The organism is Paraburkholderia nodosa, from assembly GCF_001718195.1.
Taxonomy (GTDB): Bacteria; Pseudomonadota; Gammaproteobacteria; order Burkholderiales; family Burkholderiaceae; genus Paraburkholderia; species Paraburkholderia nodosa_A.
On sequence record NZ_MCNV01000008.1, the window covers coordinates 284,787 to 309,806 of the forward strand.

Below are 25,020 nucleotides of genomic sequence, written 5' to 3' on the forward strand. Positions count from 1 at the left end.
TCAATCTTAGTTCGCCTGGCCGATGGACGACACTTCGGACGACACTTCAACGACCGGAATGGCCGACACGGACGTGATGTGCAAGCCACATTCCTTCGTGTCGCGCGATTCCCACCACCAGCGGCCCGCGCGGCTGTCTTCGCCGGGACGGATCGCACGGGTGCAGGGCTCGCAGCCGATGCTCGGATAGCCGCGGGCGTGCAGCGGGTTCACGGGCACGTCATTGGCGCGCAGGTAGGCCCAGACATCGGCTTCGGTCCAGTCCGCAAGCGGATTGAACTTGTCGATGTTGCGCGCTTCGTCGCGCTCTTCCTCGTGCAGCTCCGCACGCGTGACCGACTGCTCACGGCGCTGGCCGGTGACCCAGGCGGAGACGCCCGACAGCGCACGGTTCAGCGGTTCGACCTTGCGGATTTCGCAGCAGCGCTTGCGCAGATCGACGCTCTCGTAGAACGCATTCAGGCCGTGCTGGGCGACGTATTCGTCGACGGCATCCTGTTGCGGATGAAACTGCTCGATCTCGTAGCCGTAGCGCTCGCGCACCACGTCGATCATGCCGAGCGTTTCGGCGTGCAGGCGGCCCGTGTTCAGCGAGAAGACGCCGATTTTTACGCCGCGCGAAAGAATCGCGTGCGTGAGCAGCATGTCTTCGGCTGCGAGGCTGCTGGCCAGCTTCACGTCGGCGTGACGCGCCGCAATCGAATCGAGCAGCGCGTCGAGGCGCCCGATCTTCGCCTGCAGCTCAGCCGTGATTTCGTTCGCGACGGTGCTCATGCTGCCGAACCTTGTCGCGCTTGTTGGGCCAGACGGCGGCGGAACAGCGGCGACGGTTCGTCGAAGGCGCCCTGGTATTGCACCGTGAACTCGGTGAACGCCTTGAGCGCGTCGTGGATATCCTTGTCGGCGCGCACGGCGAACGCATCGAAGCCGCAGCGCTCGTGAAAGCGCAGCTGGTCGCGCAGCACGTCGCCAATCGCGCGCAGCTCGCCCTGGTAGCCATAGCGCTCGCGCAGCAGACGGCCGATCGAGAACCCGCGGCCATCGCGGAACACGGGGAAGTCCACGCCGATCAGCGCGAGCTTGTCGAAGTCGGCGGCGATATCGGCCGGTTCGCTGTCCGGCGCGAGCCACACGCCGAGTTCGTCCTTGCCGCGCGAAGCGACCAGTGCATCGCGCTGTGCTTGCCAGTAAGCGAGCGGCACCAGCACCTTGCCCGCGGGCAGCGCGGCAACCTCGGGCAATGCGCCGTCTTCGGCCGCACGCACGACTTGCCAGTTGTCTTCAACGATCTCGCGTTTTTTGATGATCAATGCCATTGCTCGAATCTCGTAGTCTCGTTGCGTGCTTCAGTTGCGTCCATTAAGCGTGGGCCGGCTGGCGCGATGCGTACACGCGCTCCTTGAACGGCGCGATGCCGATGCGGTCGTACGTATCGATGAAACGCTCGTCGTCGATGCGATGCTCGACGAACGTGTCGATCACCTTCTGCACCACGTCGGGCATCTCTTCTGCCGAGAACGACGGGCCGATCACGCGGCCAAGGCGCGCGCCGTTGGCGCCCTTGCCCTGCTCGCCGCCGAGCGTGACCTGATACCACTCCGAACCATCCTTGTCGACGCCCAGCACGCCGATGTTGCCGACGTGGTGGTGACCGCATGCGTTGATGCAGCCCGAGATGTTCAGCGACAGGTCGCCGAGGTCGTGGACGAAGTCGAGGTTGTCGAAGCGCTCCTGGATCGCCAGCGCGATGGGAATCGACTTCGCATTGGCGAGCGAGCAGAAGTCGCCGCCCGGGCACGCGATGATGTCGGTCAAGAGGCCAATGTTCGCGGTCGCGAAACCTTGCGCCCTGGCCTTTTCCCACAGCGCGAACAGATCGCGCTTCTTGACGTCGGCGAGGATCAGGTTCTGCTCGTGCGAGACGCGGATCTGGCCGAACGAGTATTCATCGGCCCAACCGGCCACGGCTTCCATCTGCACGTCGGTGGCATCGCCCGGCGCGATGTTGCGCGGCTTGAGCGAGAGCGTGACCGACGCGTAGCCCGGCACGCGGTGCGGGCGCACGTTGCGCTCGACCCAGCGCGAGAAGGCGCGATTTTCCAGCAGATGCTTCTCGTACGACGTATCCGTGTCGGCGATCTTTTCATACGCCGGCGGCACGAAATACTGGGAGACGCGATCGAGTTCTTCCTGCGTGAGGGTCGAAGGGCCGTCCTTCAGGTGCTGCCACTCTTCTTCGACCTGCTCGGCGAACTTCGCCGGCGAGAGCGCCTTCACGAGGATCTTGATGCGCGCCTTGTACATGTTGTCGCGGCGGCCATAGCGGTTGTACACGCGCAGCACGGCTTCGCAGTAGGTCAGCAGGTGCTGCCACGGCAGGTCGCGTTTGATGATGCTGCCGACGATCGGCGTGCGGCCAAGACCGCCGCCCGCCAGGATGCTCGCGACGATTTCGCCCTGCTCGTTACGGTCGAGGTAGACGCCCAGATCGTGGATCTGCACGGCGGCGCGGTCTTCCTTCGAGCCCGATACGGCGATCTTGAACTTGCGCGGCAGCCACGCGAATTCGGGGTGGAACGTCGACCACTGGCGCAGGATTTCGGCCCACGGGCGCGGATCGACGATCTCGTCGGGGGCGACGCCCGCGAACTGGTCGGCGGTGATGTTGCGAATGCAGTTGCCCGACGTCTGGATGCCGTGCATCTGCACCGACGCCAGCTTGCGCAGGATTTCCGGCGTTTCTTCAAGCTTGATCCAGTTGTACTGGATGTTCGAACGCGTCGAGAAGTGGCCGTAGCCGCGGTCGTGCTCGCGCGCGATCGTGCCGAGCATGCGGAGCTGGTCGCTGCGCAGATTGCCGTACGGAATCGCGATGCGGTGCATGTAGGCGTGGCGCTGATAGTACAGGCCGTTTTGCAGGCGCAGCGGACGGAACTCTTCTTCGCTCAATTCGCCCGACAGACGGCGGCGGACCTGGTCGCTGTATTGCGCGACGCGTTCGTCGACGATGGTCTGGTCGTACTGATCGTATTGGTACATTCGGGGACCCCAGGGTTTGGTTCAATCGCGGCGCTCCGGTTACGCCGCGCTCCGACTTCTCGACTTCGCTCTTTCCGCTCTGTCCTGCCTCTGGCGAGGCGGCCGCGCCTTCAATCGCGCCGGTCATTTGCTAATGACCAAAACAGATATCCATATTGGAAAAGTTGGAGGAATGGTAATAAACTCGCCTTATATTTCAAACGACTCAAAAATCAGGTCGATATGCAAACAGGTTATAAGGATTATCTATGAACCTGCACCAGTTCCGCTTCGTCCGCGAGGCCGTACGCCAGAACTTCAACCTCACGGAAGCGGCCAAGGCACTGTATACAAGCCAGCCGGGCGTCTCGAAGGCGATCATCGAGCTGGAGGACGAGCTTGGGGTCGAAATCTTTACGCGCCACGGCAAGCGCGTGCGCTCGCTCACGGAGCCGGGCCGGATCATCCTCGCCTCGGTGGAGCGCATTCTGCAGGAAGTGGAGAGCCTCAAGCGCGTGGGCAAGGACTATGCGGCGCAGGACCAGGGCAACCTCACCATCGCCGCCACGCACACGCAGGCGCGCTACTCGCTGCCTGCCGCCATCGCCGAATTCAAGCGGCGCTTTCCGAAGGTGCACCTGTCGATCCTGCAAGGCAGCCCGACCCAGGTCGCGGAAATGGTGCTCCATGACCAGGCGGATCTGTGCATCGCGACCGAGGCCATCTCCGGCTACAAGGAACTGGTGTCGCTGCCCTGCTTCACGTGGCATCACGTGGCGGTGATGCTGCCCGACCACCCGCTGCTCGAGCGCAAGCCGCTTTCGCTCGACGATCTGGCCCAATATCCGCTGATCACCTACGACAATGCGTTCGCCGGGCGTACCAAGATCAACGACGCGTTCCGCCTGCGTGCGCTCTCGCCCGACATCGTGCTGGAAGCCATCGACGCCGACGTGATCAAGACCTACGTGGAACTGGGCCTCGGCGTCGGGATCATGGCCGACATCGCCTTCAACGCCGAACGCGACCGACATCTGCGCGCGGTGCCCGTTGGACACCTGTTCGGCAGCAACGTCACGCGCGTCGCGCTCAAGCAGGGCGCTTACCTGCGCAGCTATGTGTATACGCTCGTCGAACTGCTGTCGCCGAGCCTGAACCGCAAGCTCATCGAGCAGGCGCTCAAGGGCGAGCACGAGACTTACGAGCTGTAGCGTCGGGCGGCCGCGACCTCAGCCGCGCAGGAAGAAAAATCAGAGAAAATCCGCATTACAACAACATCACTTCTCGCCTGGAGACTCAACGGATGAAGCTGTACCCGCTTTTGCGCCCGCTCGCCGCGGCTTGCGCCCTTGCCGCCGCCACTTTCGCTCCGGCTGCCCACGCCGACATCAAGGTCGGCATCGACCTCTCGAGCACGGGACCCGCTGCCGCCATCGGCATCACGAGCAAGAACGCCATGCTGATGTGGCCCGACACGATCGCGGGCCAGAAGGCCGACTACATCGTGCTCGACGACGGCTCGGACCCGGGCGCGGCCGTACGCAACATCCACAAGCTCATCAACGAAGATCACGTGGACGTGATCGTCGGGCCGAATATCACGCCGGCGGCGCTCGCGGCGCTCGACCCGGTGGCGGAAAGCAAGACGCCGATGATCACGCTGGTCGGCTCGGGCTCGGTGGTCGAGCCGCAGCAGGGCGCGCGCGTGTGGGCCTTCAAGATGGCGCAGACCGATGCCGCCATGGCCGACGTCATGACGCGCTACATGGCGGCGCATGGCGTGAAAAGCGTGGGCTTCATCGGCTTCGCGGACAGCTACGGCGACAGCTGGCTCAACGAATTCACGAAGTACGCGAAGGAACGCAACATCCAGATCGTGGCGACCGAGCGCTACAACCGTACCGACGCCAGCGTGACCGGCCAGATTCTCAAGCTGATGGCGGCCAGGCCGGACGTCATGCTGATCGCGGGCGCAGGCACGCCGACCGTGCTGCCGCAACGCACGCTGATCGAGCGCGGCTACAAGGGGCCGATCTACCAGACGCATGGCATCGCCACGCCTGAATTCATCAAGCTGGGCGGCAAAGACGTGGAAGGCACCCTGTTCCCGACCCAGCCCGTCGTGGTGGCGCGCACACTGCCGGCCGACCAGCCGGCGCAAAAGGCAGCGCTCGCCTTCGTCGACGCCTACGAGGCAAAGTACGGCCCGGGCACGGTCACGCAATTCGCAGGCGACGCGGCAGGCGTGTACCCGCGCCTGCAAGACGCGGTCGCGCGCGCCCTCAAGACCGCTCAGCCGGGCACCGAAGCGTTCCGTGTGGCGTTGCGCGGCGAGCTGGAGCACGCGCACGAAGTTGTCGTGCCCAACGGCATGGTGAACACGAGCCCGACGGACCACGTGGGCCTCGACCAGCGCGCGAGCGTGATGGGCACGGTCCGCGGGGGCAAGTTCGTGTATCTGGGGCAATAAGCCGAAGCGCTATGGCCGCGAGAGACGGCAAACCGCGACGCGAATGCGCGGCCGCCCGTCGCCGCTCATTCGAACCGTTCAAGGCAGCAGGCAAACGCGCTGATGGCGAAGAACCGTCAAGCCATCATCTCTCAGGATTCGCCTTGTATGCGCAGCGCGCTGTCTGTCGAAACTGGTCGGCAACGCCAGGCAAGCCCTGTCCGGCGATTCAATCAACGAGCGGTTTACGCGGGCGATCCTGTGCAAAAAAATGCGGTTGTACGCCTGTTGTGCTAACATGACGTACATCTGAAGGAGAAATTCTCATGAGCACGACTACCCGTTCCGCCCGCCTAGGTTTGCGAGCCACGCCGCAGCAGGAGGCAGTACTGCGCCGCGCAGCCGAGATCGCGCACAAATCAATGACCGATTTCATTCTCGACAGTGCCTGCCAGGTTGCCGAACGAACCCTGCTCGACCAGCGTTTATTCCTCGTAACTGAAAGCCAATCGCAAGCGCTGCTCGACATGCTTGATCGGCCGGCACAGGACAACGCGGGCTTGAAGGAGTTGTTCTCTCGAACGGCGCCTTGGGAAAACTGATGCCGCTGTCTCCGCCGCAAGCACTAGCCGCAAGCCATGTATTGGAAGACTTCGATTGTGGCAAGCCGGGCCTGAATGACTGGCTCCTGCGCCACGCACGCCAGGCTCAGGCGAGCGGTTCGGCCAAGACCTTCGTCGTCGCCGACGGTCAACGTCTCGCAGGGTTCTACAGCCTGGCTGTAGGGCAAATTGACACCCTGGAGGCGCCTGACCGGGTACGCAAAGGGATGGGAGCCTATCCCGTTCCCGTTGTAATCCTGGCTCGGCTTGCGGTAACGATGCAGGACCATGGGCGTGGAATCGGGATCGGCATGCTCCAAGACGCAATCCGGCGTACCGTTGCCATCTCCGAACAAGCCGGGGTTCGCGCGCTGCTGACACACCCGATCGATGCGGATGCAGAGCGCTTCTATCTGCGTTTCGGATTTGAAGCTTCGCCGGCGCAAGAAAAGCAATTGCTTCTGTTGCTCAAAGATGCTCGGCAATTGCTCATGCCCGCAGTATCAGGCAAACAGAAGTCGAGATAACCTCGCCATTAACTACTAACGTCTCGCTACAGCCCGCGTAACACGACTGCCCAGGCGCAAGCCTTGCCGGACAAACCTTCCGAACCAAACTCAACGCAGTCGCTCGGCACACCGAAAGGATTCTGTCGTCGGCACCGCCGAAACAGCGTAGCTGAGCGCTGCGGTAAGCGACGCTGCGTGGCTGTCTTTCGCTCGTCGGCAAGTCGTCCATCGGGCGACTCTGCAACCCGTAGCTGCTTTGCATCCGGCGCGTCGAGTATCGGCCCTCCGGCCTACTCGATCCGGACTACGCCGCGGCAATTCGCAATCAGGAAGCCGCTCCCCCATCGTTCGTCAACGCTTTCAACGCCCGCTCCGGAGACACCGGTCCCTTGTAAAGCGGGCTACATGGCGTGCACGCCAGTTTTAGCGACAACTCGATGAGTTCGGTCGGTTTGTCGTCGGCGCGGTAGGCTTCGGCGAGACGCGCGAACTCCGTCATGATGCCGACAACGCTGCGATTTTGTGTCTTCGTGTATTTGACGACCTGCATTTCGCTCACTTCCGAGTCGATAAACGAACGCGGCACTCCGTGCGGGGCCAAAATTTGCGCCAGAGCCGCAGGGAACCTGGCCGTCAGGGTGGCCGCCGGAGCCAAAGGCATCAGCACCGGCAATAGCGTTTGCTCATTCACCAGCAGCGCGACCTGAGGCCGCCATGGCAAAACAGTTGCGTACCAATTGCCGAGCTTCGTCGTGCTGCTTCCAGCCTCGACCATGTCGGATTTCAGCCGTTTGAGCAGCTTGTGAGTGCAGTAGAGATAGAGCATAGAAAGGGGAGCAACCTCGTACCAGGAGAAGATGTACGCCGAGCTAACATCGCGTACCTCCAACCGACTCCGGTGCGATGAGCGGTAGGCCCAAGCATGGTTCGGCACGGCTCACCGAAGCATGCCCCTGCAATTATACGCAGGTAGCGTATAATTTATTGATGCAAGCGACCTTCATTGAACTGCCGCCGTTTTCCCGTGAGCGCGAGAGCTACCTGGCGGATGACGAGTACGCCGTCCTGCAGAAAGAGCTACTGGCTAATCCCGAGGCTGGCGACAAGATCAAGGGAGCCGGTAGTCTGCGGAAGTAGAGGTTCGCCGACAAACGCGGCCAGAAAGGCAAACGCGGTGGCCTGCCAGTGATCTGTTACTACTGGGTCAGCGGTTATCAATTCTGGTTGTTCACACTGTACGACAAGGACGAAATGGCAGACCTCTCCCGTGACGCGCGCAAAGCCTTCGCGAAGCGACTGAAAAGAGAGGTCACGATACGGAGCAAGCAATGAAGAAGCGAAATCTGTTTGCTGAATTGACCGAGGATCTCGACGCTCTTGCTGGCGAGCGCGAAGGGAAAATCACGCTGCGCAAGATCAAGGCCGATGTGCCCGATACGCTCGAAGTTTCGCCGGCAGAAATCAAGGCCGTGCGCGAAGCCTCTCACGCGTCGCAAGCCGTCATGGCCCGAAGCCTGCGCATCAATGTGCGCACGTATCAGAATTGGGAACAAGGCAAGGCCAAGCCCAACGCACAGGCGGCCACGCTGATCCGACTGGTCGCCAAGCACCCGGAAACGCTTCAGATGCTGGAAGCGCTCTGAACGATTGCGGGCAACGTCCACCATCGACTGTCGTCGTCCCGCCCCAAGCACCGTAACGCGACGATATTTCTGACGGTATACGAGCTGCTTTTCTTGATCCCGTCTATGTGGGACTTGGCGTTCCCGCCAGACTCAACATGATCGCGCGGTACACCGAACGGATTCTGTCGTCGGCACCTATAGGACGCCCATAGCATGTCAAACCAGCGGGAATTTCGAAATTAACCGTGCGTCCTAGCGTCGACTTACTCGGCGATCCGCTGTCGGAACCACTCCGCCAGCGCAGCTTCGTCGAGCACGCCAGCAGCAACCATTTCCATGGTCCTAACGGCGTCGGCCGGATCAAACTTCAACCGATAGCCGTTATCTGCAAGGAAAAGCCGGGCAACCACCCAAGCGGTTCTCTTGTTGCCGTCCGCAAAGCCATGATTCCGCGCCACCACAGTCGGTGTTCAGGGACAGAAAGATGGCCATCCCGTTCGGGACGCAGTGGCGTGAATGCCAATGGCCCAATGACCGGCGATGCTCTTGAAGTTGGTGCGAACGCGGTCGGCCGGTTTGCACCACGGCGCCGGGTCGCGTGCATACTCGATCGTGGTGCCGGAGGCGTGCGACGCCTTTGCGCGGTGAACCAAGATGTGCCGACCGACTTCCATCTCGGCGTTGTAGTCGACCAGCAGCAAGGCGACGTCGGGAATGTCAGCCACGCGGCTGACCTCCTTGTAGACGGTTGCAACGAGTCCAAGCTGGGCGAGTAGCGCGGCGATCTGCGTCTCGCCGAGGTAGTACGGCCCCCGTGCAGGATGCTTTGTCTTGGCGACAGCGATCTCCCTCACTTCTTCGATCGTCTTGCCCGAGAGCATCGCGGCGCACGCAAAGACATCGTCGAAGTCGTTGGTCTGCGCGACGAACGGGAACGCAGGCGTGAAGGTCGTCGGTGCGCCCTCAACTGTGGTTGGAATTGTGATAGCAGCCATGGAAGCTCCTGAAAACGCGAAAAATAGAGCGCGCAGCAACGCCTGCCGGCGGCATCGGACACTTCGGGCAGATCAGAGAAAGAAAAGTGAGGCGAAAATCCGGCAAATTTCCTGCGGATTCGCTCTGGCATGCGTTGCGGCGCGCGCGGCGAGCCGAGAACCGGCGAATTGACGGTTTTTCGACCGTATCGTCATTTAATAAGGACCATATCGCCCTCTCAACGGCCAAATAACTTTGGTTAGGCACGTGAAAGCCCCCGAATTTCCAGCGTTTCGGACGGGGCCGGACGTCCTGTTTTCTCCGTTTCGACGCATCCAGCGCGCCGAGGGACAGCGATTCCGACCGTATTATTGTTTTATAATAGAGTCTGTTGCTGATCAATAATCGAGGTGTGTGATGGTTGCTGAGACTCGAACGCTGACTGCCCAAGTGCCGGTCGAACTGGCAGAAGAAGTGGACGCTCTGTCAGAGCAGATCGAGCGGCCGCGGCAGTGGATCATCAAGAAAGCGTTGGTCCAGTACCTCGCGCGCGAGGCCGAAAAGCGTCGTCTGATTCAGGAGGGCCTAGACGACGTTACCGCCGGGCGCTTCGTGTCAATGGAGCAGGCTCGTGCGTGGGCAAACAGCCTCGGCACGGATAACGAACTGCCGGTGCCGAAAGCGTGAGCGTCAAGGTCATCCCCACCGGCAAGGCGATGTCAGACCTTGAAGTCATTGCCAGGCACGTCAAAAAGTTCAATGATGCCGCCACTGCTCGCAAGGTCGTCAATGCGTTGCTCGATGAGGCGGAACGACTCGGACAGGACCACTTCCACCGGCTGGGCGAAGAGCTCGACGGATACGACGGACCACCGGCTCGCGAGGTACATCGCTGGGTCTGTCTCGCGGGCCGATACGAACTGCACTACGAGGTTTTGCCGCCGTATGCAGAAGAGCCCGCGACCATTGCTATCCTTCGCGTATGGGACACTCGACAGGACCGTTGAAGGAGCAACTGTAAATGGGTTATTACATTCGCACCTTCGCGACCTTGAACCACGAAGGTTCACAGGCTTGGAAAATCGAAGACGACGTCGCCATCCGGATCGGAGTCTCTAACCCTGAACGGAGCCCGGGTTCCTAGGCCAAGGGCAAAGCGCGCACGCCGTACGAATTCGGCGTCAAGGTGTCGATCACGACGACCCACAAGGAAGGCTCGTGATCGGAGCGCGCTCGATGCCGGGCAATCCGTATGACGGCCATACGCTGGCCGAGGCACTGGAGCAGGCGGCAATCCTAAGCGACGTGAAGCCGGAAGTGGCCGTTGTTGATCGAGGCTACAAGGGTGTCGCCGTAGATGGCGTGAAGATCTATCACCCGGGATTGCGACGCGGAATTACGCGGAACCTGCGCGCGATGATCCGACGGCGAAGCGCGATCGAGCCGGCCATCGGTCACATGAAGGCCGACGGCAAACTCGATCGGAACTGGCTCAAAGGCGCACTCGGCGATGCGATGCACGCGGTGCTGTGCGGCGCCGGCCACAACCTGCGCATGATCCTCAGAAAGCTGCGGCTTTTTTACGCCCTCATTCTGATCGCTTTGCGCAACCGCTCGCCCACTGTCGTCTTCACGGCATGATGGCCGCGCCGCGCAAAACGAATTATAAGGTCCGACTAAGAACTCCAGTTACTGCTTCCCGTCGACTATCAAATTTAAAGGAGAAGTTCGATCCTGGCGGGCAAGCAATTTTCCCGGATCCGCTTTCCGCAGGAGTAAAACGACGTCCGCCGCTGGAGTCGGCAGTCCATTCATCCAGATTTCCATGACCACGCGACGCGCCATTCACGCTCGGGAGATGCTGCGCCAGACGCCACCCGCCGCGCTGCTTGCCAGCACGGCGTCGATAAAGCGCAGTCCCTCCACGCCGTCGTCGACCGTCGTCAATAGCCGGCTTGCGCTCGGCGCGGGCTCACCGGCCTCGCGCGCGAGGATCTGCGCGGCTGCGTCGCGATAGAGCTGCGCGAACGCTTCGAGATAGCCTTCCGGATGCCCCGGCGGCACGCGCGTCGCGTGCCGTGCGGCGGCCCCCGTCACGCGGCCGCGCGTGAGCCGCTGCGCCTCGCCGCCCTGCGGCGTGAACCACAGCAGGTTGGGCTCCTCCTGATCGAACGCGAGGCTTGCCTTCGTGCCATATACGCGCAGCCGCAACGCGTTCTCCGCGCCGCTCGCCACCTGGCTCGCCCACAGCATGCCGCGCGCGCCGTTGGCGTAGCGCAGCATGGCCTGCACGTGATCGTCCACGCGGCGGCCCGGCACGAAGGTGTGCACTTCGGCCGCAAGCGCTTCCGGCACGAGCGCACTCACGAAGGCCGCCAGCTGATAGGCATGCGTGCCGATGTCGCCCAGACACCCCGCCGGGCCCGCGAGCGCGGGATCCGTGCGCCACATCGCCTGGCGGTTCGCGCCACTGCGCTCGACCGGATTGGCGAGCCAGTCCTGCGCATACTCGACCTGCACGATGCGCACCTCGCCAATCTCACCCGCCGCGACCATCTCGCGCGCATGCCGCACGAGCGGATAGCCCGAATACGTATGCGTGAGCGCGAATACGAGATTCGCGTCGCGCGCGTGCCTGGCGAGCGCTTCGCCCTCGGCGAGCGAGACCGCGAGCGGCTTGTCGCAGATCACGTGGATGCCCGCCTCCATGAACGCATGCGCCACCGGCGCGTGCAGATGGTTCGGCGTGACGATGGCCACCGCATCGATGCCGTCCTCGCGCGCGCCTTCCACGCTCGCCATCTCGCGCCAGTCGGCGTAGCTGCGCGCGAGGCCGAGCGCCTCGGCGCTCGACTGCGCGCGCGCCGCATCGGACGACAGTGCGCCCGCGACGAGTTCGAAACCATCGTCGAGACGCGCCGCGATGCGATGCACGGCGCCAATGAACGCCCCCTCGCCGCCGCCGACCATCCCGAGCCTGAGTCTTCGAGTCATTGCGTGTCTCCTGCGAGAATCTCGTTCAGAGGCCCAGCACGCCCTTCACCTGCGCCGCATCGACGCCGCTGCCCGCGAAGTCGTCGAACGCGTGCTCCGCCACGCGAATGAGGCGCCGCTTGATGAACTCCGCGCCCTCGCGCGCGCCATCGTGCGGATGCTTGAGCGCACACTCCCACTCGAGCACCGCCCAGCCCGGATAGTCGTACTGCGTGAGCTTCGAGAAGATCGCGCCGAAGTCGATCTGCCCGTCGCCAAGCGAGCGAAAGCGCCCCGCGCGCTCCACCCATGTGCTGTAGCCGCCGTACACACCTTGTTTGCCCGTGGGGCGGAATTCGGCGTCCTTCACGTGAAAGGCCTTGATGCGCGCGTGATAGAGGTCGATGAACGCGAGGTAATCGAGCTGCTGCAGCACGAAGTGGCTCGGGTCGTAGAGGATGTTCGCGCGGGGATGCTCGCCCACTGCCGCAAGAAAGCGCTCGAACGTCACGCCATCGTGCAGATCCTCGCCCGGATGCAGTTCATAGCAGACGTCGACGCCCGCTGCATCGAACGCGTCGAGAATCGGCCGCCAGCGGCGCGCGAGTTCGTCGAAGGCGGCTTCGACGAGCCCCGCCGGCCGCTGCGGCCACGGATAGACGTACGGCCACGCGAGCGCGCCCGAAAACGTCACGTGCGCGCTTAAGCCCAGATTCTTCGAGGCGCGCGCGGCCAGCATCAGCTGCTCGATGGCCCATGCCGTGCGCGCGTCGCGCTTGCCGCGCACCTGCGGTGGCGCGAAGCCGTCGAACAGCGTGTCGTAGGCGGGGTGCACGGCCACGAGCTGTCCTTGCAGATGTGTGGAAAGCTCGGTGATCGTCACGCCCGCATCGTCGGCCTGCTGGCGCAGGTCGTCGCAGTACGCCACGCTCGACGCGGCCTGCGCGAGATCGACGAGGCGCGCATCGGTGGGCACCTGGATGCCCTTGTAGCCGAGCTGGGCCGCCCAGCCGGCCATGTGCGCGAAGCTGTCGAACGGCGCGTCGTCGCCAAGAAACTGCGCGAGGAAAATCGCTGGGCCCTTGATCGTCTTCATCGCAAGCCCCGTCCTCAGAACGGCGAATCGGGGAAGTAGAACTGCTTCGCGTTCTCCTTGGTGATCAGCACCGAGGGGATGATCGTCGTGGGCGGCAGCGACTTGCCCTGCAAACGTGCTTCGGCCGTGAGCTTGATCGCGTCGTAGATGAACTTCGGCGAATACGACACATCGGCCTTGATGAGCGGGTCGCCGTCCATCACGCGCTTGACCATCTCCTTCGAGCCCGCGCCGCCGAACACGATCTTGATGTCGTTGCGCTTGGCCTGGTCGATCGCCTTGAGCACGCCCACGGCCATGTCGTCGTCGGCGGCCCAGACGGCGTCGATGTGCTTGAAGCGCGTCAGGTAGTCCTGCATCGTCTTGAACGCGTCGTCGCGGTTCCAGTTCGCGTATTTCGCGTCAAGAATCTTGATGCCTGGATAGTTCTTCAGCACGTTCGTGAACGCCGTCCAGCGCTCGTTGTCGAGCGTGGTGGGAATGCCGCGCAGCGCGACGATGTCGCCCTTGCCGCCCAGCTGCTTCGCGAGATATTCGGCGGGGATCTTGCCGAACGCCGTGTTGTCGCCGGCCACATAGGCATTCTGCGCGCTCGTGTCGGTCAAGCCGCGATCGACCACCGTCACGTACACGCCCTGCTTCTTCACCTGCGCGACCGGCTGCGTGAGCGAAGCCGATTCGTACGGGAAGATCACGAGCGCGTTGATCTTGTTGACGGTCACGAGGTCCTGCAGCTGGTTCGCCTGATCGGGCGCGTTCGCCGCCGTCTTGACGATGACCTTGAGGTCCGGATGGGCCTTTTCGAGGTCCTTCTTCGCCTCGTTCGCCCACCAGACGATGCCGCCCGTGAAGCCATGGTCGGCCGTGGGAATCGCCACGCCCAGCGTGACCTTGTCGTCGGCGCGCGCCGCGCCCGCACCGAACGTCGCCGCTACGCCGAGCGCCAGCGCGCCCGCACACATCGTTCGAATCATCTTCTTCATGATGCCGTCTCCTGTCGTGCGCTCCCGCGCCCGTTCTTGCGTTGAGTTTTCGCTGCCTCCTTCGACTTCCCCACCGCCCTGCCAGATCTGCTTCGACATCCTTACCGTCTGCCGCGCTGCAGGAACGCTACGGCAATGATCGCCACGCCCTGCACCGCCGCATTCAGATACACGCTGATGATGCTCGTGAGATTGAGAATATTGGCGATGACCGAGAGCAACACCGCGCCGACCACGGTGCCCGCCACGCGCCCTTCGCCGCCCTTGAGCGCCGTGCCGCCCACCACCACCGCGGCGATCGCCTCCAGTTCCCACAACAAGCCCGTAGTCGGCGTGGCGGAGCCCAGACGCGGCACATAGAGCACCGTCGCCACGCCCACGCACACGCCCAGCAGCACGTAGGTTGCGCACTTCACGCGATCGACGCGGATCGCCGCATAGCGCGCGACCTGCTCGTTCGAGCCGATCGCCTGCACGTGCCGTCCGAACGCCGTGCGGTTGAGAATGAGCGCACCGCCCGCCGCCGTGAGCGCGAACACCCACACGGGCACCGGAATGCCGAAAAGGCTCGCGTAATAGACCGGCCCGTAGAGATCGACGAGATTGTTCTGCAGCGTGAGCGCGCCGCCATCGGCAAGCCATGTCAGCACCGAGCGGAAGATGCCTAGCGTGCCGAGCGTGACGATGAAAGGCTCGATGCGTCCGCGTGTGATCAGCAAGCCATGCGCGAGCCCAAACGCCGCGCCGAGCACGAGCGCAATCGCAATACCGATCGCGACGATGGCCAGGGGTGCAAACGCGTGTTCGCTCGCCGCCAGCGTATTCATCACCCAGATCATCACGCCCGCGATCAGCGCGGCCATCGAGCCGACCGACAGGTCGATGCCGCCCGAAATGATCACGAACGTCATGCCCACGGAAATGATGCCGATGAACGAGGTGCGCGTGAGCACGTTGAGCAGGTTGCCGGCGGTGGCGAAATCGCGGTTGAGCAGCGTGCCGAGCACACAAAGCAGGATCAGGCCGATGAGCGGCCCGACGCCTGCGAGCCGGTGCACGAATCGCGCCGCGGCCGAGCGCGCGCCACGGCCTTCGGACGTAGCGTCAGTGGGTGCCGGTTGCATGAGCGATCAGCTCCTCTTCGTTCAGATGTTCGTGCCCGAGCGTGGCGACGAGCCGGCCCGCGCGCATCACGGCCACGCGATGCGCGAGCCCGATCAGCTCGACCAGTTCGGACGAGATCACGACGACCGCGCGCCCCGAGGCCGCGAGCCGCTGGATCAGGAAATAGATGTCGCGCTTCGCGCCCACGTCCACGCCGCGCGTGGGCTCGTCGAGCACGATCACGCGCGGGTCGGGCTGCAGGAACTTGGCGAGCGCGAGCTTCTGCTGGTTGCCGCCCGAGAGCATGCGCGCGCGGCTGTCGAGGTCGCCGGTGCGGATGCCGAAGTCGCGCACCGCTTTCTCGAGCGCGCGGCGGCCCGCCTTCAGATCGAGCAGCGGATGACCGTAGCGCTCGAGTGTCATGAGCGTGAGGTTGTCCTGCAGCGTGAGGTTCATGTGCAGGCCGCGGCCCTTGCGGTCTTCGCTCAGGTACGTGAGGCCGTGGCGCATCGCGTCGCGCGGGTGGCGCAGCGTGACCGGGCGGCCGTCGATCTCGATCTCGCCTGCGTGCTTGTGGCGCAAGCCCACGATCGCCTCGAACGCCTCGCTGCGTCCCGCGCCCACGAGTCCCGCGAAGCCGAGAATCTCGCCCGCGCGCACCTCGAAGCCCAGATTCTCGACCCAGCCCGGCACGCTCAGATGCGTCACGCGCAGCGCCACGGGGGCAAGCTCGGGCGCCGCGCCTTTCTCCGGAAACATGTCGGAGACGTCACGGCCCACCATGAGGTTCGCCATCTGCTGGCGCGCGAGCCCGGCCGTCGCGCTCGCGGCCACGAAGCGACCGTCGCGCATCACGACCACGTCGTCGGTGATCCTCTCCACCTCGTCGAGCTTGTGCGAGATGTAGACGAGCGTCGTGCCAGATGCGCGCAGCTTCGTCATGAGCGCGAAAAGGCGCGCGGTTTCGGCGAGCGTGAGCGTGGCCGTGGGCTCGTCCATGATCAGGAGGCGCGCGTGCCGCGAGAGCGCCTTGGCGATCTCCACGAGCTGTTTTTCGGCGACGATGAGGTCGCGCACCTTCACGTCCGGGTCGCGCGCGAGGCCCACCTGCGCGAGCAGTTCGCGCGCTTCGCGGCGCATGGCAGCGTCGTCGACGAGCCAGCCTTTGCGCTTCTCGTGGCCGAGGAAGATGTTCTGCGCGATCGTCAGGTGCTCGGCCAGGTTGAACTCCTGGTGGATCAGCACGATGCCGGCGGCTTCAGCCTCGCGCGAGCCGTCGAAGCGGCGCGCCACGCCGTCCACCAGTATCTCGCCCGCGCTCGCGTTTTCGTAGCCCGCGAGAATCTTCATGAGCGTCGATTTGCCCGCGCCGTTCTCGCCCAAAAGGCCGTGAATGCGCCCCGGCGCGAGCTCGAAGCTCACGCCGTGCAGCACGCGCACGGGACCGAAGTCCTTGCGGATGTCGTTGAACTTGACGGCGACGCTCATGCGCGTGCGCTCCTCCAGTGGCCTTGTCGGCGGGCTCCGGCGGGCGGCGCTCGCCGCCCGCCTTCGCTCCGCTGGTCTCCCCTGCTATGTGTTCGTTTGCGTTATTTCGACTTCACCCGCTCTCGCGCACCACCAGCCGATGCGGCAGCAGCACGCCCGGCACGCTCGCGCGCGGGTCCGCGAAACGCCGCAGCAACAGACGCGCGGCCGTCTCGCCCAGTTCCCGCATGGGCTGCGCGATCGTCGTGAGCGGCGGGTCGATCTGCGCGGCGAGCGCGATATCGTCGAAGCCGACCACGGCGACGTCGCGCGGCACGCGCCGTCCCGCGCCGCGCAGGCCATTGACCACGCCCACCGCGAGCGTGTCCGACACCGCGAAGATCGCGTCCGGCGCTTCGCCCGCCGGCAACTGCATGAGCGCGGCGGCGGCCTGCGCGCCCGCGTCGTAGTCGAGGCAGTTCACGTTCACGCGCCACGCGTCGCGCATCGCGATGCCCGCTTCGCCGAGCGCATCGCGCCAGCCCTCGCGGCGCTGCCGTGCGTAGAGATAGTGCTCGTCGGAGTTGATGAGCGCGACACGTCGCCGCCCCCGCGCGATCAGATGCCGCACGGCGTCGTGCGCGGCCCGGTAGTTGTCGATGCCGACATACGGCACGCCCACGTCCGGATCGAACTCGCAGCAGGCCACCCACGGCAGCGCCGTCGATTCGGCGGCCAGCGCATGTTGCACGGTTGCCGGGTCGAGGCAGATCGCCCCGTCCGCGCGATGGCGGCGCAGCAGGTCGAAGTAGCTGCGCTCGCGGCCGGCGTCCGCGCCCGTGTCGCACAGCAGCAGGAAAAACCCGTGCTGGCGCGCGACGCTGTCGATGCCGCGCACGATCTCCGCATAAAACGGGTTGCCGAAGTCGGGCACCATCGTCAGGAGCAGGCGGCTTTCGGCCGTGCGCAGGTTGCGCGCGAGTTCGTTCACGCGGTAGCCGCTCGTTTCGATCTCGGAGAGCACGCGCTCGCGCGTGGCGGCGCGCACGTTCGCATGACCGTTGAGCACGCGCGAAACCGTCGCGACCGAGACCCCCGCGCGCTGCGCCACCGCCGCGATCGAGCCGCCGCGCGCGGCGGTATCGGCGCGGGCGTCTTCAGACGGCTGCGGCCGCAGTTGCGACGTTCTGGACGAGCGAGCGGACATGGGCGAAGGCGATGGTGACCGGTTCGGAAGCCTGCGGCGGCCGCGGCGTGAGCCGTCTGGGCGCGTCAAAATGTAATCGATTACATTTTTGGTACGAGAACCGCAAAACCGCAAGGCTCACGAAGCCAGGACAAACACCGATCCGTCAATCCCGCCGGAACCCCTTCGGGCTGTCGGCGGCGCGGCCGGGCCAGCAGCCGGTTTGCTACAATTCTCCGATTGCCCGACACCCTTTTTGCCGGGCTTGGACCGAACCGATCCCGACCACAACGCCGAGTCACCATGAACATCGAACAAGCGCGTTTCAACATGATCGAACAGCAGATTCGCCCCTGGGAAGTGCTCGACCAGGACGTGCTGAACCTGCTCTCGATCGTCAAGCGTGAGCATTTCGTCCCCGAGGCCTATACCGCCCTCGCGTTCGCCGACCTCGAAGTGCCGCTGCCGAACGGCCAGCACATGATGGCGCCGCGCGTCGAAGCGCGCGTGCTGCAGGAACTCGCGATCAAGAAGCATGAGAGCGTGCTCGAAATCGGCGCGGGCTCCGGCTACATGGCGGCGCTGCTCGCGCACCGGGCGCAGAAGGTGCTGAGCGTGGAGATCGACACCGAACTCGCCGAATTCGCGCGCGCGAACTTCGTCAAGAACGGCGTGCTCAACGCCGAAGTCGTGGTCGGCGACGGCGCACGCGGCTGGGCCGCGAACGCGCCGTACGATGTGATCTGCGTCTCGGGCGGCCTGCCGGTCGTGCCGCAGGAACTGCTCGAGCAGCTCAAGGTGGGCGGGCGACTGGCGGCTTTCGTGGGCGGCGCGCCCGTCATGGAAGCGCAGATCATCACGCGCATCGACGAAAAGCAGTTCCGTATTGCCGGCGTGTTCGAAACGTATGTCGAGCCGCTGCAGAACGCCGTGCATCCGCCGCGCTTCAAGTTCTAAGGCGCTGCCAACCTGCCGCATCGCCGGGTTCCGTGCACGGCAGCCCGGCTTACTTACCCGATTGAGTGTTCCATGCAGAATCTGACCGCCCCCGCCCTCGCCGAATGGCTTGCCGACACCTCGCGCGAGACTCCCGTACTGCTCGACGTGCGCGAGCCGTGGGAAATCGAAACGGCAAAGATCGCCGGCAGCCTGTCGATCCCCATGCGCGAGGTCCCTGCGCGAAGCGAGGAGCTGGACGACGAGGCGCAGATCGTCTGCATTTGCCACCACGGCGCGCGCAGCGCCCAGGTGGCGATGTTCCTCGAGTCGCGCGGCTACACGAAGGTGTTCAACCTGCAAGGCGGCATCGACGCCTGGTCGCGCCAGGTCGACCCCAAGGTGCCGACGTACTAAGCAGGCGCACGCCAGCGTAAGGAAGGGGCGCGGCTCAGGCCGCGCCCTTTGTCATTTCTGGATCATTCACTCCGCTCCACTGCGTGCAGCCACCGGCACGCCCCTCATGCACAACGATGCAGCGTGCCCCGACGCGCCATTCGTCCGGCTTCATGCACACGCGCACTGAGACGATGCAGCGCGCCCGAACATGCATCTCGCTGCACCACAATCGCCCGCCCGTTGCGTCACCGCCGATGCGCCCCGCATCGCCGCGCGCCTTATGGGGCAAGCCTGGCGCTTGACCTTCACGCTGGCACAACGCTTGCAGAAGGGTATGCGCAAGACAGGCCACACACACCGGGCGGCGCGCAAGACGACAAAACGACCCCGCGCCACGGCCCACGACTCACTCACGGACAAGAGGCACAAAAATGAAACGTCGCAGTCTGTTGAAACTCGGGACGATGTCGGGCGCACTCGCGGCCGCGGGGCGCATGCCGTTCGCGCACGCGGACACCGGCAGCGGGCCGATCAAGGTCGGCATCCTGCACTCGCTCTCGGGCACGATGGCCATTTCGGAGACCTCACTGAAAGACACCGCGTTGATGACGATTGCCGACATCAACAAGAACGGCGGCGTGATGGGGCGCCAAATCCAGCCCGTAGTGGTCGATCCGGCCTCGAACTGGCCGCTCTTCGCCGAAAAGGCGCGCCAGCTCCTCACGCAGGACAAGGTGGCCTGCGTATTCGGCTGCTGGACTTCGGTGTCGCGCAAGTCGGTGCTGCCCGTGTTCGAGGAGCTCAACGGCCTGCTCTACTACCCCGTGCAGTACGAAGGGGAAGAAATGTCGCGCAATGTGTTCTACACGGGCGCGGCGCCCAACCAGCAGGCGATTCCCGCGGTGGAATACCTGATGAGTGCCGAAGGCGGCGGCGCGAAGCGCTTTTTCCTGCTCGGCACCGATTATGTGTATCCGCGCACGACCAACAAGATCCTGCGCGCCTTCCTGCACTCGAAGGGCGTGAAAGACAGCGATATTCAGGAGGTCTACACGCCGTTCGGCCATAGCGACTATCAAACCATCGTCGCGAACATCAAGACGTTCTCGCAAGGCGGCAAGACTACTGTCGTGTCGACCATCAACGGCGACTCGAACGTGCCGTTCTACAAGGAGCTCGGCAACCAGGGCATCAAGGCGACCGACGTGCCCGTGGTCGCGTTCTCCGTGGGCGAGGAAGAGTTGCGCGGCATCGACACGAAGCCGCTCGTGGGACACCTCGCGGCGTGGAATTACTTCATGTCGGTGAAAGGCCCGAACAACACGAAGTTCAAGGAGCAGTTCGAAGCCTGGGTGCAGGCGAACAACCTGCCCGGCGGCAGCAAACGCGTGACCAACGACCCGATGGAAGCGACGTTTGTCGGCATCCACATGTGGAAGCAGGCCGTGGAAAAGGCGAAGAGCACCGACGTCGACAAGGTGCGCGTGGCCATGATCGGCCAGACCGTGGCGGCGCCCTCGGGCTTTACGCTCACGATGGACGGCAACCACCACCTGCACAAGCCGGTGATGATCGGCGAGATTCGCGGTGACGGCCAGTTCAATGTCGTCTGGAAGACGAAGACCGCCGTGCGCGCGCAGCCGTGGAGCCCGTTCATCGCCGGCAACGAAGGCAAGCCGGATGTGGTCACCTCGAACGCGCTGCCCGCCTTCCTGCGCCGCTCGCGCGTGGCCTGACGTTGTCTTCGCGAGCGCCGCGCCGCAACGTGGCGCGCGCTCGCGTGCTCTGTCTACGGGCCGCGGCGTAACTTCAGGCTGTTGCGCTGTGGCCCGCACCAAAAAAGAAAGCACCATGGCTCTCTCACTCCCGAGGTACGCGCAAGCGGGCCTGCGCCACGCGCTCGCCGCCGCTGCGCTCTTCACGGCGCTATGCACTTGCGCGCACGCGCTCGATGCGGCCGACGTCGCGCCGCTCGGCGGCGACGACTTCGACGCGAAATCCGCGGCCATCGACAAGCTCATCGCCACGCACGACGCCGCTTCGCTTGCGCTCCTGAAAGCGCTCGCCGGCGACAACGTCACGGCAACCGATTCGGGCGAAGTGCTCGTGCAAGATGGCGACAATGCACGCGACGCAGCCACTGGGCAACCTGTCGCCGCGAACATCGCTTCGAGCGCGCAGCCCATCACGCTGAACAACCTCTTGCGCTCGAAGGTCGCGGGCGCGGTCTCGGGCCTGCAACTCGCCTCGCCCGATCTGGAAACGCGCCGCGCCGCCATCGCCGGGCTGCTGAAGAACCCCGATCCCGCCATGAAGCCGATGATCGACGCCGCGCGCGCGAATGAAACCGACCCGGCACTCAAGCGCCGTCTCGACACGCTCTGGGCGATGACCGCGCTTCACGATCCGATTGCGGCCACGCGTCTCGAAGCGGCGAAGCTCGTCGCGGCGCGCCGCGACGTCGACATGTACGAACTGCTGCGCCCGCTCGTCGCGAAGAACGCGAGCGGCGCGTACAGCGAGCCCGATGCCGATGTGCGATCAGCAGCGCAACAGGGCATCGATGCGCTCGATGCCATCCAGCGCCGCAGCGAGATCGCCGGCACGCTGTTCGCGGGCCTCTCGCTCGGCAGCGTGCTGCTGCTCGCGGCGCTCGGCCTCGCGATCACCTATGGACTCATCGGCGTCATCAACATGGCGCACGGCGAGTTCCTGATGATCGGCGCGTACGCAACCTACGTCGTCCAAACGCTCGTGCAGCGCTATGCGCCGGGCGCGTTCGACTGGTATCCGCTCTTCGCGATTCCCGCTTCGTTCGTTGCTGCCGCGCTCGTAGGCGCGGTGATCGAGCGGCTCGTGATCCGTCACCTCTACGGCCGCCCGCTCGAGACGCTGCTCACGACGTTCGGCATCAGCCTCATCCTCATTCAGGCCACGCGCATGATCTTCGGCGCGCAGAACGTGCAGGTCGAAAACCCCTCGTGGATGAGCGGCGGCGTGAGCGTCATGCCGAACCTCATCCTGCCGTACAACCGCCTCGCGATCCTCGCGTTCTCGCTGATCGTGGTGGGCGTTGCGTGGACCGTGCTCACGAAGACGCGTCTTGGCCTGTTCGTGCGCGCCGTCACGCAAAACCGCCGCATGGCGGCCTGCGTGGGCGTGCGCACCGCGCGCGTGGATGCGTGGGCTTTCGCGTTCGGCGCGGGCGTGGCGGGACTTGGCGGCTGCGCGCTCTCGCAGATCGGCAACGTCGGTCCCGATCTCGGCCAGAGCTACATCATCGATTCGTTCATGGCGGTGGTGTTGGGCGGCGTCGGGCAGATTGCGGGCACCGTCATCGGCGGCTTCGGTCTCGGGCTCGTCTCCAAGGCCATCGAGCCGTTCTGGGGCGCCGTGCTCGCGAAGATCGCCGTGCTCGTGCTGATCGTGCTCTTCATCCAGAAGCGTCCGCAGGGGCTGTTCGCCCTCAAGGGCCGCAGCGCGGAGGCATGACATGACGAGCGTCACTTCCTCTTCCGCGCGTCACACGCTGGGCGCCTCGCGAACTTCAGCCGACGGCGCCGAAACGTTCGCCCTTGGCTTGCCCGCGCGGCCGGCCCTGCTCTCGCCGCGCGCCTGGCTCGCGCTCATCGTGCTGATCCTCGTGATCGGCGTGGGCGTCCCGCTTTGCGCGCTGGTGCTGCCGCAATCGAGCGCACTGCATCTTTCCGCGTATGCGATGACGCTCGTCGGCAAGCTCATGTGCTATGCGATCGCTGCACTTGCGCTCGATCTCGTGTGGGGTTACTGCGGCATTCTGAGCCTCGGGCACGGCCTCTTCTTCGCGCTGGGCGGCTACGCCATCGGCATGTACCTCATGCGCGAGATCGGTCACGACGGCAAGTACGGCAGCGACCTGCCCGACTTCATGGTGTTTCTCGACTGGCATGCGCTGCCGTGGTACTGGCAAGGCACAGAGCATCTCTGGTATGCACTCCTGCTCGTCGTGCTTGTGCCCGCCGTGGTCGCCTGGGTGTTCGGCTTCTTCACGTTCCGCTCGCGCGTGAAAGGCGTGTACCTCTCGATCATCACGCAGGCCATGACGTTCGCCGCGATGCTGCTCTTCTACCGCAACGAAACCGGCTTCGGCGGCAACAACGGCTTCACGGACTTCAAGCGCATCGCGGGCATGCCGATCACGCATCCGGGCACGCGCACCGTGCTGTTCCTGCTGACGTTCGCCGTGCTCGTGCTCGCGTTTCTCGGCGCGCGGGCCATCGTCACCTCGAAGCTCGGGCGTGTCGTGACCGCGGTGCGCGACGGCGAAACGCGCCTCATGTTTCTCGGCTACAGCCCGCTGGGCTACAAGCTCTTCGTGTGGACCGTCTCGGCCGTCCTGTGCGGCATTGCGGGCGCGCTCTACGTACCGCAGGTCGGCATCATCAACCCGAGCGAGATGTCGCCTGGCAACTCGATCGAAATGGCGATCTGGGTGGCCGTGGGCGGACGCGGCACGCTCATCGGGCCGATCATCGGCGCGTTCGCCGTGAACGGTGCAAAGAGCTTTTTCACCGCGCATTTCGCCGAGTACTGGCTGTTCTTCCTCGGCCTGATGTTCGTGCTCGTGCCGCTGTTGCTGCCCAACGGCATCATGGGACTCATCGAACTCATCCGGAAGCGGATCACCACGCGGAGCGAACGCCCATGAACGGACATAGCGTGATCAGCGACCCGCTCAACCACAACCCCTTCGACGACGCCCTCAAGTACGACGAACTCGCCCTCTCCGGCGTGGCGGAACTCGGGCACGTGGTCGAACCCGGCGCGATCGACATCTCGCACGGCACGATCCTGTATCTCGAAGACGTGACCGTGAGCTTCGACGGCTTTCGCGCGCTCAACAAGCTTTCGCTCGTGATCGACGCGGGCGAGCTGCGCTGCGTGATCGGCCCGAACGGTGCGGGCAAGACCACGATGATGGATGTCATCACCGGCAAGACCGAGCCAGATTCCGGCAAGGTGTTCCTCGGGCAGACGCTGGACCTCACGCGCATGAACGAGCCGGCGATCGCGCGCGCCGGTATTGGCCGCAAGTTCCAGAAGCCCACGGTGTTCGAGCAGCATCCCGTCTGGGAGAACCTCGAACTCGCGATGAAGGCCGACAAGGGCTGGTTCGCCACGCTGCGCGCGCGCCTTGGCCGCGAGGCGCAGGCGAAGATCGAGGAAACGCTCGAGGTGATCCGGCTGGAAAGTGACGCGCGACGCCTCGCGGGCGAGCTCTCGCACGGCCAGAAGCAGCGGCTCGAAATCGGCATGCTGCTCATGCAAAGGCCGCAGCTGTTGCTGCTCGACGAGCCCGCCGCCGGCATGACCGACGACGAGACCATGGAACTCGCGACGCTCCTCAACCGCCTGCGCGGGAGCTGCTCGATGATGGTGGTCGAGCACGACATGGAGTTCGTCGCGGCGCTTGCGGGGGAAACCGGGCGCGTCACGGTGATGGCCGAAGGCAGCGTGCTCGCGCACGGCACGCTCGAGGACGTGAAGCGCGACGAAGCGGTCATCGAATCGTATCTGGGCCGCTAGGGCCGTTTTGAATAGATCAGTCATGCTAACCATCGAATCGCTGAATCAGTACTATGGCGGCAGCCACATCCTGCGCAACGTCTCGATGACGGTGCCCGAGGGTGAACTCACCGTGCTGCTCGGCCGCAACGGC

At 64.4% G+C, this 25,020-nt stretch carries 25 protein-coding genes and 2 pseudogenes; 15 read left to right on the top strand and 12 right to left on the bottom strand.

Features of this window, described 5'->3' with window-relative positions; genetic code table 11:
- Positions 1 to 6: 6 nt before the first annotated feature.
- From BFD71_RS16960 to BFD71_RS16970, 3 genes are read right to left on the bottom strand one after another with little or no spacing between them, the layout of a single operon-like run.
- On the bottom strand, positions 7 to 774 hold the full coding sequence (locus tag BFD71_RS16960; protein ID WP_069265466.1) for a phosphoadenylyl-sulfate reductase: 768 nt from the start codon (positions 772 to 774) through the stop codon (positions 7 to 9).
- The gene (locus tag BFD71_RS16965) at positions 771 to 1,316 is read right to left on the bottom strand and encodes a DUF934 domain-containing protein (RefSeq protein ID WP_069265467.1); all 546 of its coding nucleotides are present in this window, start codon (positions 1,314 to 1,316) and stop codon (positions 771 to 773) included. Before BFD71_RS16965 ends, BFD71_RS16960 begins: the two co-directional genes overlap by 4 nt.
- Positions 1,317 to 1,359: 43 nt before the next feature.
- Entirely contained in the window at positions 1,360 to 3,039 is a 1,680-nt protein-coding gene (locus BFD71_RS16970; protein WP_069265468.1) for a nitrite/sulfite reductase, read from the bottom strand.
- Positions 3,040 to 3,287: 248 nt separating this feature from the next.
- Here BFD71_RS16970 and BFD71_RS16975 point away from each other — a divergent pair, with 248 nt between their 5' ends.
- The 4 genes from BFD71_RS16975 to BFD71_RS16990 all read left to right on the top strand — a co-directional run bounded on the left by BFD71_RS16975 (position 3,288) and on the right by BFD71_RS16990 (position 6,596).
- Complete coding sequence (locus tag BFD71_RS16975; RefSeq protein WP_028210583.1) at positions 3,288 to 4,229, top strand: CysB family HTH-type transcriptional regulator; 942 nt, start codon at positions 3,288 to 3,290, stop codon at positions 4,227 to 4,229.
- A 92-nt stretch (positions 4,230 to 4,321) separates the two neighbouring features.
- The gene (locus BFD71_RS16980) at positions 4,322 to 5,488 is read left to right on the top strand and encodes an ABC transporter substrate-binding protein (RefSeq protein WP_069265469.1); all 1,167 of its coding nucleotides are present in this window, start codon (positions 4,322 to 4,324) and stop codon (positions 5,486 to 5,488) included.
- A 305-nt stretch (positions 5,489 to 5,793) separates the two neighbouring features.
- The gene (locus tag BFD71_RS16985; protein ID WP_069265470.1) at positions 5,794 to 6,069 is read left to right on the top strand and encodes a type II toxin-antitoxin system TacA family antitoxin; all 276 of its coding nucleotides are present in this window, start codon (positions 5,794 to 5,796) and stop codon (positions 6,067 to 6,069) included.
- Positions 6,057 to 6,596 carry a GNAT family N-acetyltransferase gene (locus BFD71_RS16990; RefSeq protein WP_256094755.1) on the top strand — a complete coding sequence of 180 codons (540 nt, stop codon included), beginning with the start codon at positions 6,057 to 6,059 and terminating at the stop codon, positions 6,594 to 6,596. Before BFD71_RS16985 ends, BFD71_RS16990 begins: the two co-directional genes overlap by 13 nt.
- A 307-nt stretch (positions 6,597 to 6,903) precedes the next feature.
- Here BFD71_RS16990 and BFD71_RS16995 read toward each other — a convergent pair whose 3' ends face one another.
- Positions 6,904 to 7,404 carry a DUF6933 domain-containing protein gene (locus BFD71_RS16995; protein WP_069265517.1) on the bottom strand — a complete coding sequence of 167 codons (501 nt, stop codon included), beginning with the start codon at positions 7,402 to 7,404 and terminating at the stop codon, positions 6,904 to 6,906.
- Positions 7,405 to 7,906: 502 nt separating this feature from the next.
- Between BFD71_RS16995 and BFD71_RS17005 the strand changes: the two genes are divergently transcribed.
- On the top strand, positions 7,907 to 8,221 hold the full coding sequence (locus BFD71_RS17005) for a helix-turn-helix domain-containing protein (protein ID WP_069265472.1): 315 nt from the start codon (positions 7,907 to 7,909) through the stop codon (positions 8,219 to 8,221).
- Positions 8,222 to 8,466: 245 nt separating this feature from the next.
- On the opposite strand, the gene BFD71_RS17010 is transcribed toward BFD71_RS17005, so the two are convergent.
- Both BFD71_RS17010 and BFD71_RS17015 read right to left on the bottom strand, forming a co-directional pair.
- A complete protein-coding gene (locus tag BFD71_RS17010) occupies positions 8,467 to 8,664 on the bottom strand; it encodes a type II toxin-antitoxin system death-on-curing family toxin (protein ID WP_368727403.1) in 198 nt (65 codons plus the stop codon).
- A 9-nt stretch (positions 8,665 to 8,673) separates the two neighbouring features.
- Positions 8,674 to 9,198, bottom strand: a complete 525-nt coding sequence (locus BFD71_RS17015; protein WP_069265473.1) for a hypothetical protein — start codon at positions 9,196 to 9,198, stop codon at positions 8,674 to 8,676.
- A 397-nt stretch (positions 9,199 to 9,595) separates the two neighbouring features.
- Here BFD71_RS17015 and BFD71_RS17020 point away from each other — a divergent pair, with 397 nt between their 5' ends.
- From BFD71_RS17020 to BFD71_RS17030, 3 genes and pseudogenes are all read left to right on the top strand, one after another.
- Complete coding sequence (locus BFD71_RS17020) at positions 9,596 to 9,865, top strand: CopG family ribbon-helix-helix protein (protein WP_069265474.1); 270 nt, start codon at positions 9,596 to 9,598, stop codon at positions 9,863 to 9,865.
- Positions 9,862 to 10,185 carry a type II toxin-antitoxin system RelE/ParE family toxin gene (locus tag BFD71_RS17025; RefSeq protein WP_069265475.1) on the top strand — a complete coding sequence of 108 codons (324 nt, stop codon included), beginning with the start codon at positions 9,862 to 9,864 and terminating at the stop codon, positions 10,183 to 10,185. Before BFD71_RS17020 ends, BFD71_RS17025 begins: the two co-directional genes overlap by 4 nt.
- A gap of 137 nt (positions 10,186 to 10,322) precedes the next feature.
- Positions 10,323 to 10,819: pseudogene (locus tag BFD71_RS17030) on the top strand (transposase); the annotation flags it as partial.
- Between the two features lie 204 nt (positions 10,820 to 11,023).
- On the opposite strand, the gene BFD71_RS17035 reads toward BFD71_RS17030, so the two are convergent.
- The 6 genes from BFD71_RS17035 to BFD71_RS17060 form a co-directional block, all read right to left on the bottom strand.
- Positions 11,024 to 12,172, bottom strand: a complete 1,149-nt coding sequence (locus BFD71_RS17035) for a Gfo/Idh/MocA family protein (protein ID WP_256094756.1) — start codon at positions 12,170 to 12,172, stop codon at positions 11,024 to 11,026.
- Between the two features lie 25 nt (positions 12,173 to 12,197).
- The gene (locus BFD71_RS17040; protein WP_069265477.1) at positions 12,198 to 13,247 is read right to left on the bottom strand and encodes a sugar phosphate isomerase/epimerase family protein; all 1,050 of its coding nucleotides are present in this window, start codon (positions 13,245 to 13,247) and stop codon (positions 12,198 to 12,200) included.
- Between the two features lie 14 nt (positions 13,248 to 13,261).
- Complete coding sequence (locus BFD71_RS17045; protein ID WP_069265518.1) at positions 13,262 to 14,230, bottom strand: substrate-binding domain-containing protein; 969 nt, start codon at positions 14,228 to 14,230, stop codon at positions 13,262 to 13,264.
- Positions 14,231 to 14,331: 101 nt separating this feature from the next.
- Positions 14,332 to 15,354 (bottom strand): ABC transporter permease, encoded by a 1,023-nt coding sequence (locus BFD71_RS17050; protein ID WP_069265478.1) that lies wholly within the window; start codon positions 15,352 to 15,354, stop codon positions 14,332 to 14,334.
- Entirely contained in the window at positions 15,335 to 16,822 is a 1,488-nt protein-coding gene (locus BFD71_RS17055; RefSeq protein ID WP_069265479.1) for a sugar ABC transporter ATP-binding protein, read from the bottom strand. Before BFD71_RS17055 ends, BFD71_RS17050 begins: the two co-directional genes overlap by 20 nt.
- Positions 16,823 to 16,934: 112 nt before the next feature.
- Positions 16,935 to 18,008, bottom strand: a complete 1,074-nt coding sequence (locus BFD71_RS17060; RefSeq protein WP_069265480.1) for a LacI family DNA-binding transcriptional regulator — start codon at positions 18,006 to 18,008, stop codon at positions 16,935 to 16,937.
- A gap of 282 nt (positions 18,009 to 18,290) precedes the next feature.
- Between BFD71_RS17060 and BFD71_RS17065 the strand changes: the two genes are divergently transcribed.
- The 7 genes and pseudogenes from BFD71_RS17065 to BFD71_RS40580 all read left to right on the top strand — a co-directional run.
- Complete coding sequence (locus BFD71_RS17065; RefSeq protein WP_069265481.1) at positions 18,291 to 18,944, top strand: protein-L-isoaspartate O-methyltransferase family protein; 654 nt, start codon at positions 18,291 to 18,293, stop codon at positions 18,942 to 18,944.
- A gap of 72 nt (positions 18,945 to 19,016) precedes the next feature.
- Positions 19,017 to 19,340 (top strand): rhodanese-like domain-containing protein, encoded by a 324-nt coding sequence (locus BFD71_RS17070; RefSeq protein WP_069265482.1) that lies wholly within the window; start codon positions 19,017 to 19,019, stop codon positions 19,338 to 19,340.
- Between the two features lie 413 nt (positions 19,341 to 19,753).
- Positions 19,754 to 21,058 (top strand): urea ABC transporter substrate-binding protein, encoded by a 1,305-nt coding sequence (gene urtA, locus BFD71_RS17075; protein WP_069265483.1) that lies wholly within the window; start codon positions 19,754 to 19,756, stop codon positions 21,056 to 21,058.
- Between the two features lie 115 nt (positions 21,059 to 21,173).
- The gene (gene urtB, locus BFD71_RS17080) at positions 21,174 to 22,814 is read left to right on the top strand and encodes an urea ABC transporter permease subunit UrtB (protein ID WP_069265484.1); all 1,641 of its coding nucleotides are present in this window, start codon (positions 21,174 to 21,176) and stop codon (positions 22,812 to 22,814) included.
- 1 nt (position 22,815) lies between these two features.
- Positions 22,816 to 24,009 carry an urea ABC transporter permease subunit UrtC gene (gene urtC, locus BFD71_RS17085; RefSeq protein WP_069265485.1) on the top strand — a complete coding sequence of 398 codons (1,194 nt, stop codon included), beginning with the start codon at positions 22,816 to 22,818 and terminating at the stop codon, positions 24,007 to 24,009.
- Positions 24,006 to 24,887 carry an urea ABC transporter ATP-binding protein UrtD gene (gene urtD, locus BFD71_RS17090; protein ID WP_069265486.1) on the top strand — a complete coding sequence of 294 codons (882 nt, stop codon included), beginning with the start codon at positions 24,006 to 24,008 and terminating at the stop codon, positions 24,885 to 24,887. The genes urtC and urtD overlap by 4 nt, the downstream gene beginning before the upstream one ends.
- Positions 24,888 to 24,909: 22 nt before the next feature.
- Positions 24,910 to 25,020: pseudogene (locus BFD71_RS40580) on the top strand (ABC transporter ATP-binding protein); the annotation flags it as partial.

Excerpts from the sequence above, each read along its gene's own strand:
- BFD71_RS16960 (WP_069265466.1), bottom strand. The coding sequence starts at position 774 with ATGAGCACCGTCGCGAACGAAATCACGGCTGAGCTGCAGGCGAAGATC.
- BFD71_RS16965 (WP_069265467.1), bottom strand. The coding sequence starts at position 1,316 with ATGGCATTGATCATCAAAAAACGCGAGATCGTTGAAGACAACTGGCAA.
- BFD71_RS16970 (WP_069265468.1), bottom strand. The coding sequence starts at position 3,039 with ATGTACCAATACGATCAGTACGACCAGACCATCGTCGACGAACGCGTC.
- BFD71_RS16975 (WP_028210583.1), top strand. The coding sequence starts at position 3,288 with ATGAACCTGCACCAGTTCCGCTTCGTCCGCGAGGCCGTACGCCAGAAC.
- BFD71_RS16980 (WP_069265469.1), top strand. The coding sequence starts at position 4,322 with ATGAAGCTGTACCCGCTTTTGCGCCCGCTCGCCGCGGCTTGCGCCCTT.
- BFD71_RS16985 (WP_069265470.1), top strand. The coding sequence starts at position 5,794 with ATGAGCACGACTACCCGTTCCGCCCGCCTAGGTTTGCGAGCCACGCCG.
- BFD71_RS16995 (WP_069265517.1), bottom strand. The coding sequence starts at position 7,404 with ATGCTCTATCTCTACTGCACTCACAAGCTGCTCAAACGGCTGAAATCC.
- BFD71_RS17005 (WP_069265472.1), top strand. The coding sequence starts at position 7,907 with ATGAAGAAGCGAAATCTGTTTGCTGAATTGACCGAGGATCTCGACGCT.
- BFD71_RS17015 (WP_069265473.1), bottom strand. The coding sequence starts at position 9,198 with ATGGCTGCTATCACAATTCCAACCACAGTTGAGGGCGCACCGACGACC.
- BFD71_RS17020 (WP_069265474.1), top strand. The coding sequence starts at position 9,596 with ATGGTTGCTGAGACTCGAACGCTGACTGCCCAAGTGCCGGTCGAACTG.
- BFD71_RS17035 (WP_256094756.1), bottom strand. The coding sequence starts at position 12,172 with ATGACTCGAAGACTCAGGCTCGGGATGGTCGGCGGCGGCGAGGGGGCG.
- BFD71_RS17040 (WP_069265477.1), bottom strand. The coding sequence starts at position 13,247 with ATGAAGACGATCAAGGGCCCAGCGATTTTCCTCGCGCAGTTTCTTGGC.
- BFD71_RS17045 (WP_069265518.1), bottom strand. The coding sequence starts at position 14,230 with ATGAAGAAGATGATTCGAACGATGTGTGCGGGCGCGCTGGCGCTCGGC.
- BFD71_RS17050 (WP_069265478.1), bottom strand. The coding sequence starts at position 15,354 with ATGCAACCGGCACCCACTGACGCTACGTCCGAAGGCCGTGGCGCGCGC.
- BFD71_RS17055 (WP_069265479.1), bottom strand. The coding sequence starts at position 16,822 with ATGAGCGTCGCCGTCAAGTTCAACGACATCCGCAAGGACTTCGGTCCC.
- BFD71_RS17060 (WP_069265480.1), bottom strand. The coding sequence starts at position 18,008 with ATGTCCGCTCGCTCGTCCAGAACGTCGCAACTGCGGCCGCAGCCGTCT.
- BFD71_RS17065 (WP_069265481.1), top strand. The coding sequence starts at position 18,291 with ATGAACATCGAACAAGCGCGTTTCAACATGATCGAACAGCAGATTCGC.
- BFD71_RS17070 (WP_069265482.1), top strand. The coding sequence starts at position 19,017 with ATGCAGAATCTGACCGCCCCCGCCCTCGCCGAATGGCTTGCCGACACC.
- urtA (WP_069265483.1), top strand. The coding sequence starts at position 19,754 with ATGAAACGTCGCAGTCTGTTGAAACTCGGGACGATGTCGGGCGCACTC.
- urtB (WP_069265484.1), top strand. The coding sequence starts at position 21,174 with ATGGCTCTCTCACTCCCGAGGTACGCGCAAGCGGGCCTGCGCCACGCG.
- urtC (WP_069265485.1), top strand. The coding sequence starts at position 22,816 with ATGACGAGCGTCACTTCCTCTTCCGCGCGTCACACGCTGGGCGCCTCG.
- urtD (WP_069265486.1), top strand. The coding sequence starts at position 24,006 with ATGAACGGACATAGCGTGATCAGCGACCCGCTCAACCACAACCCCTTC.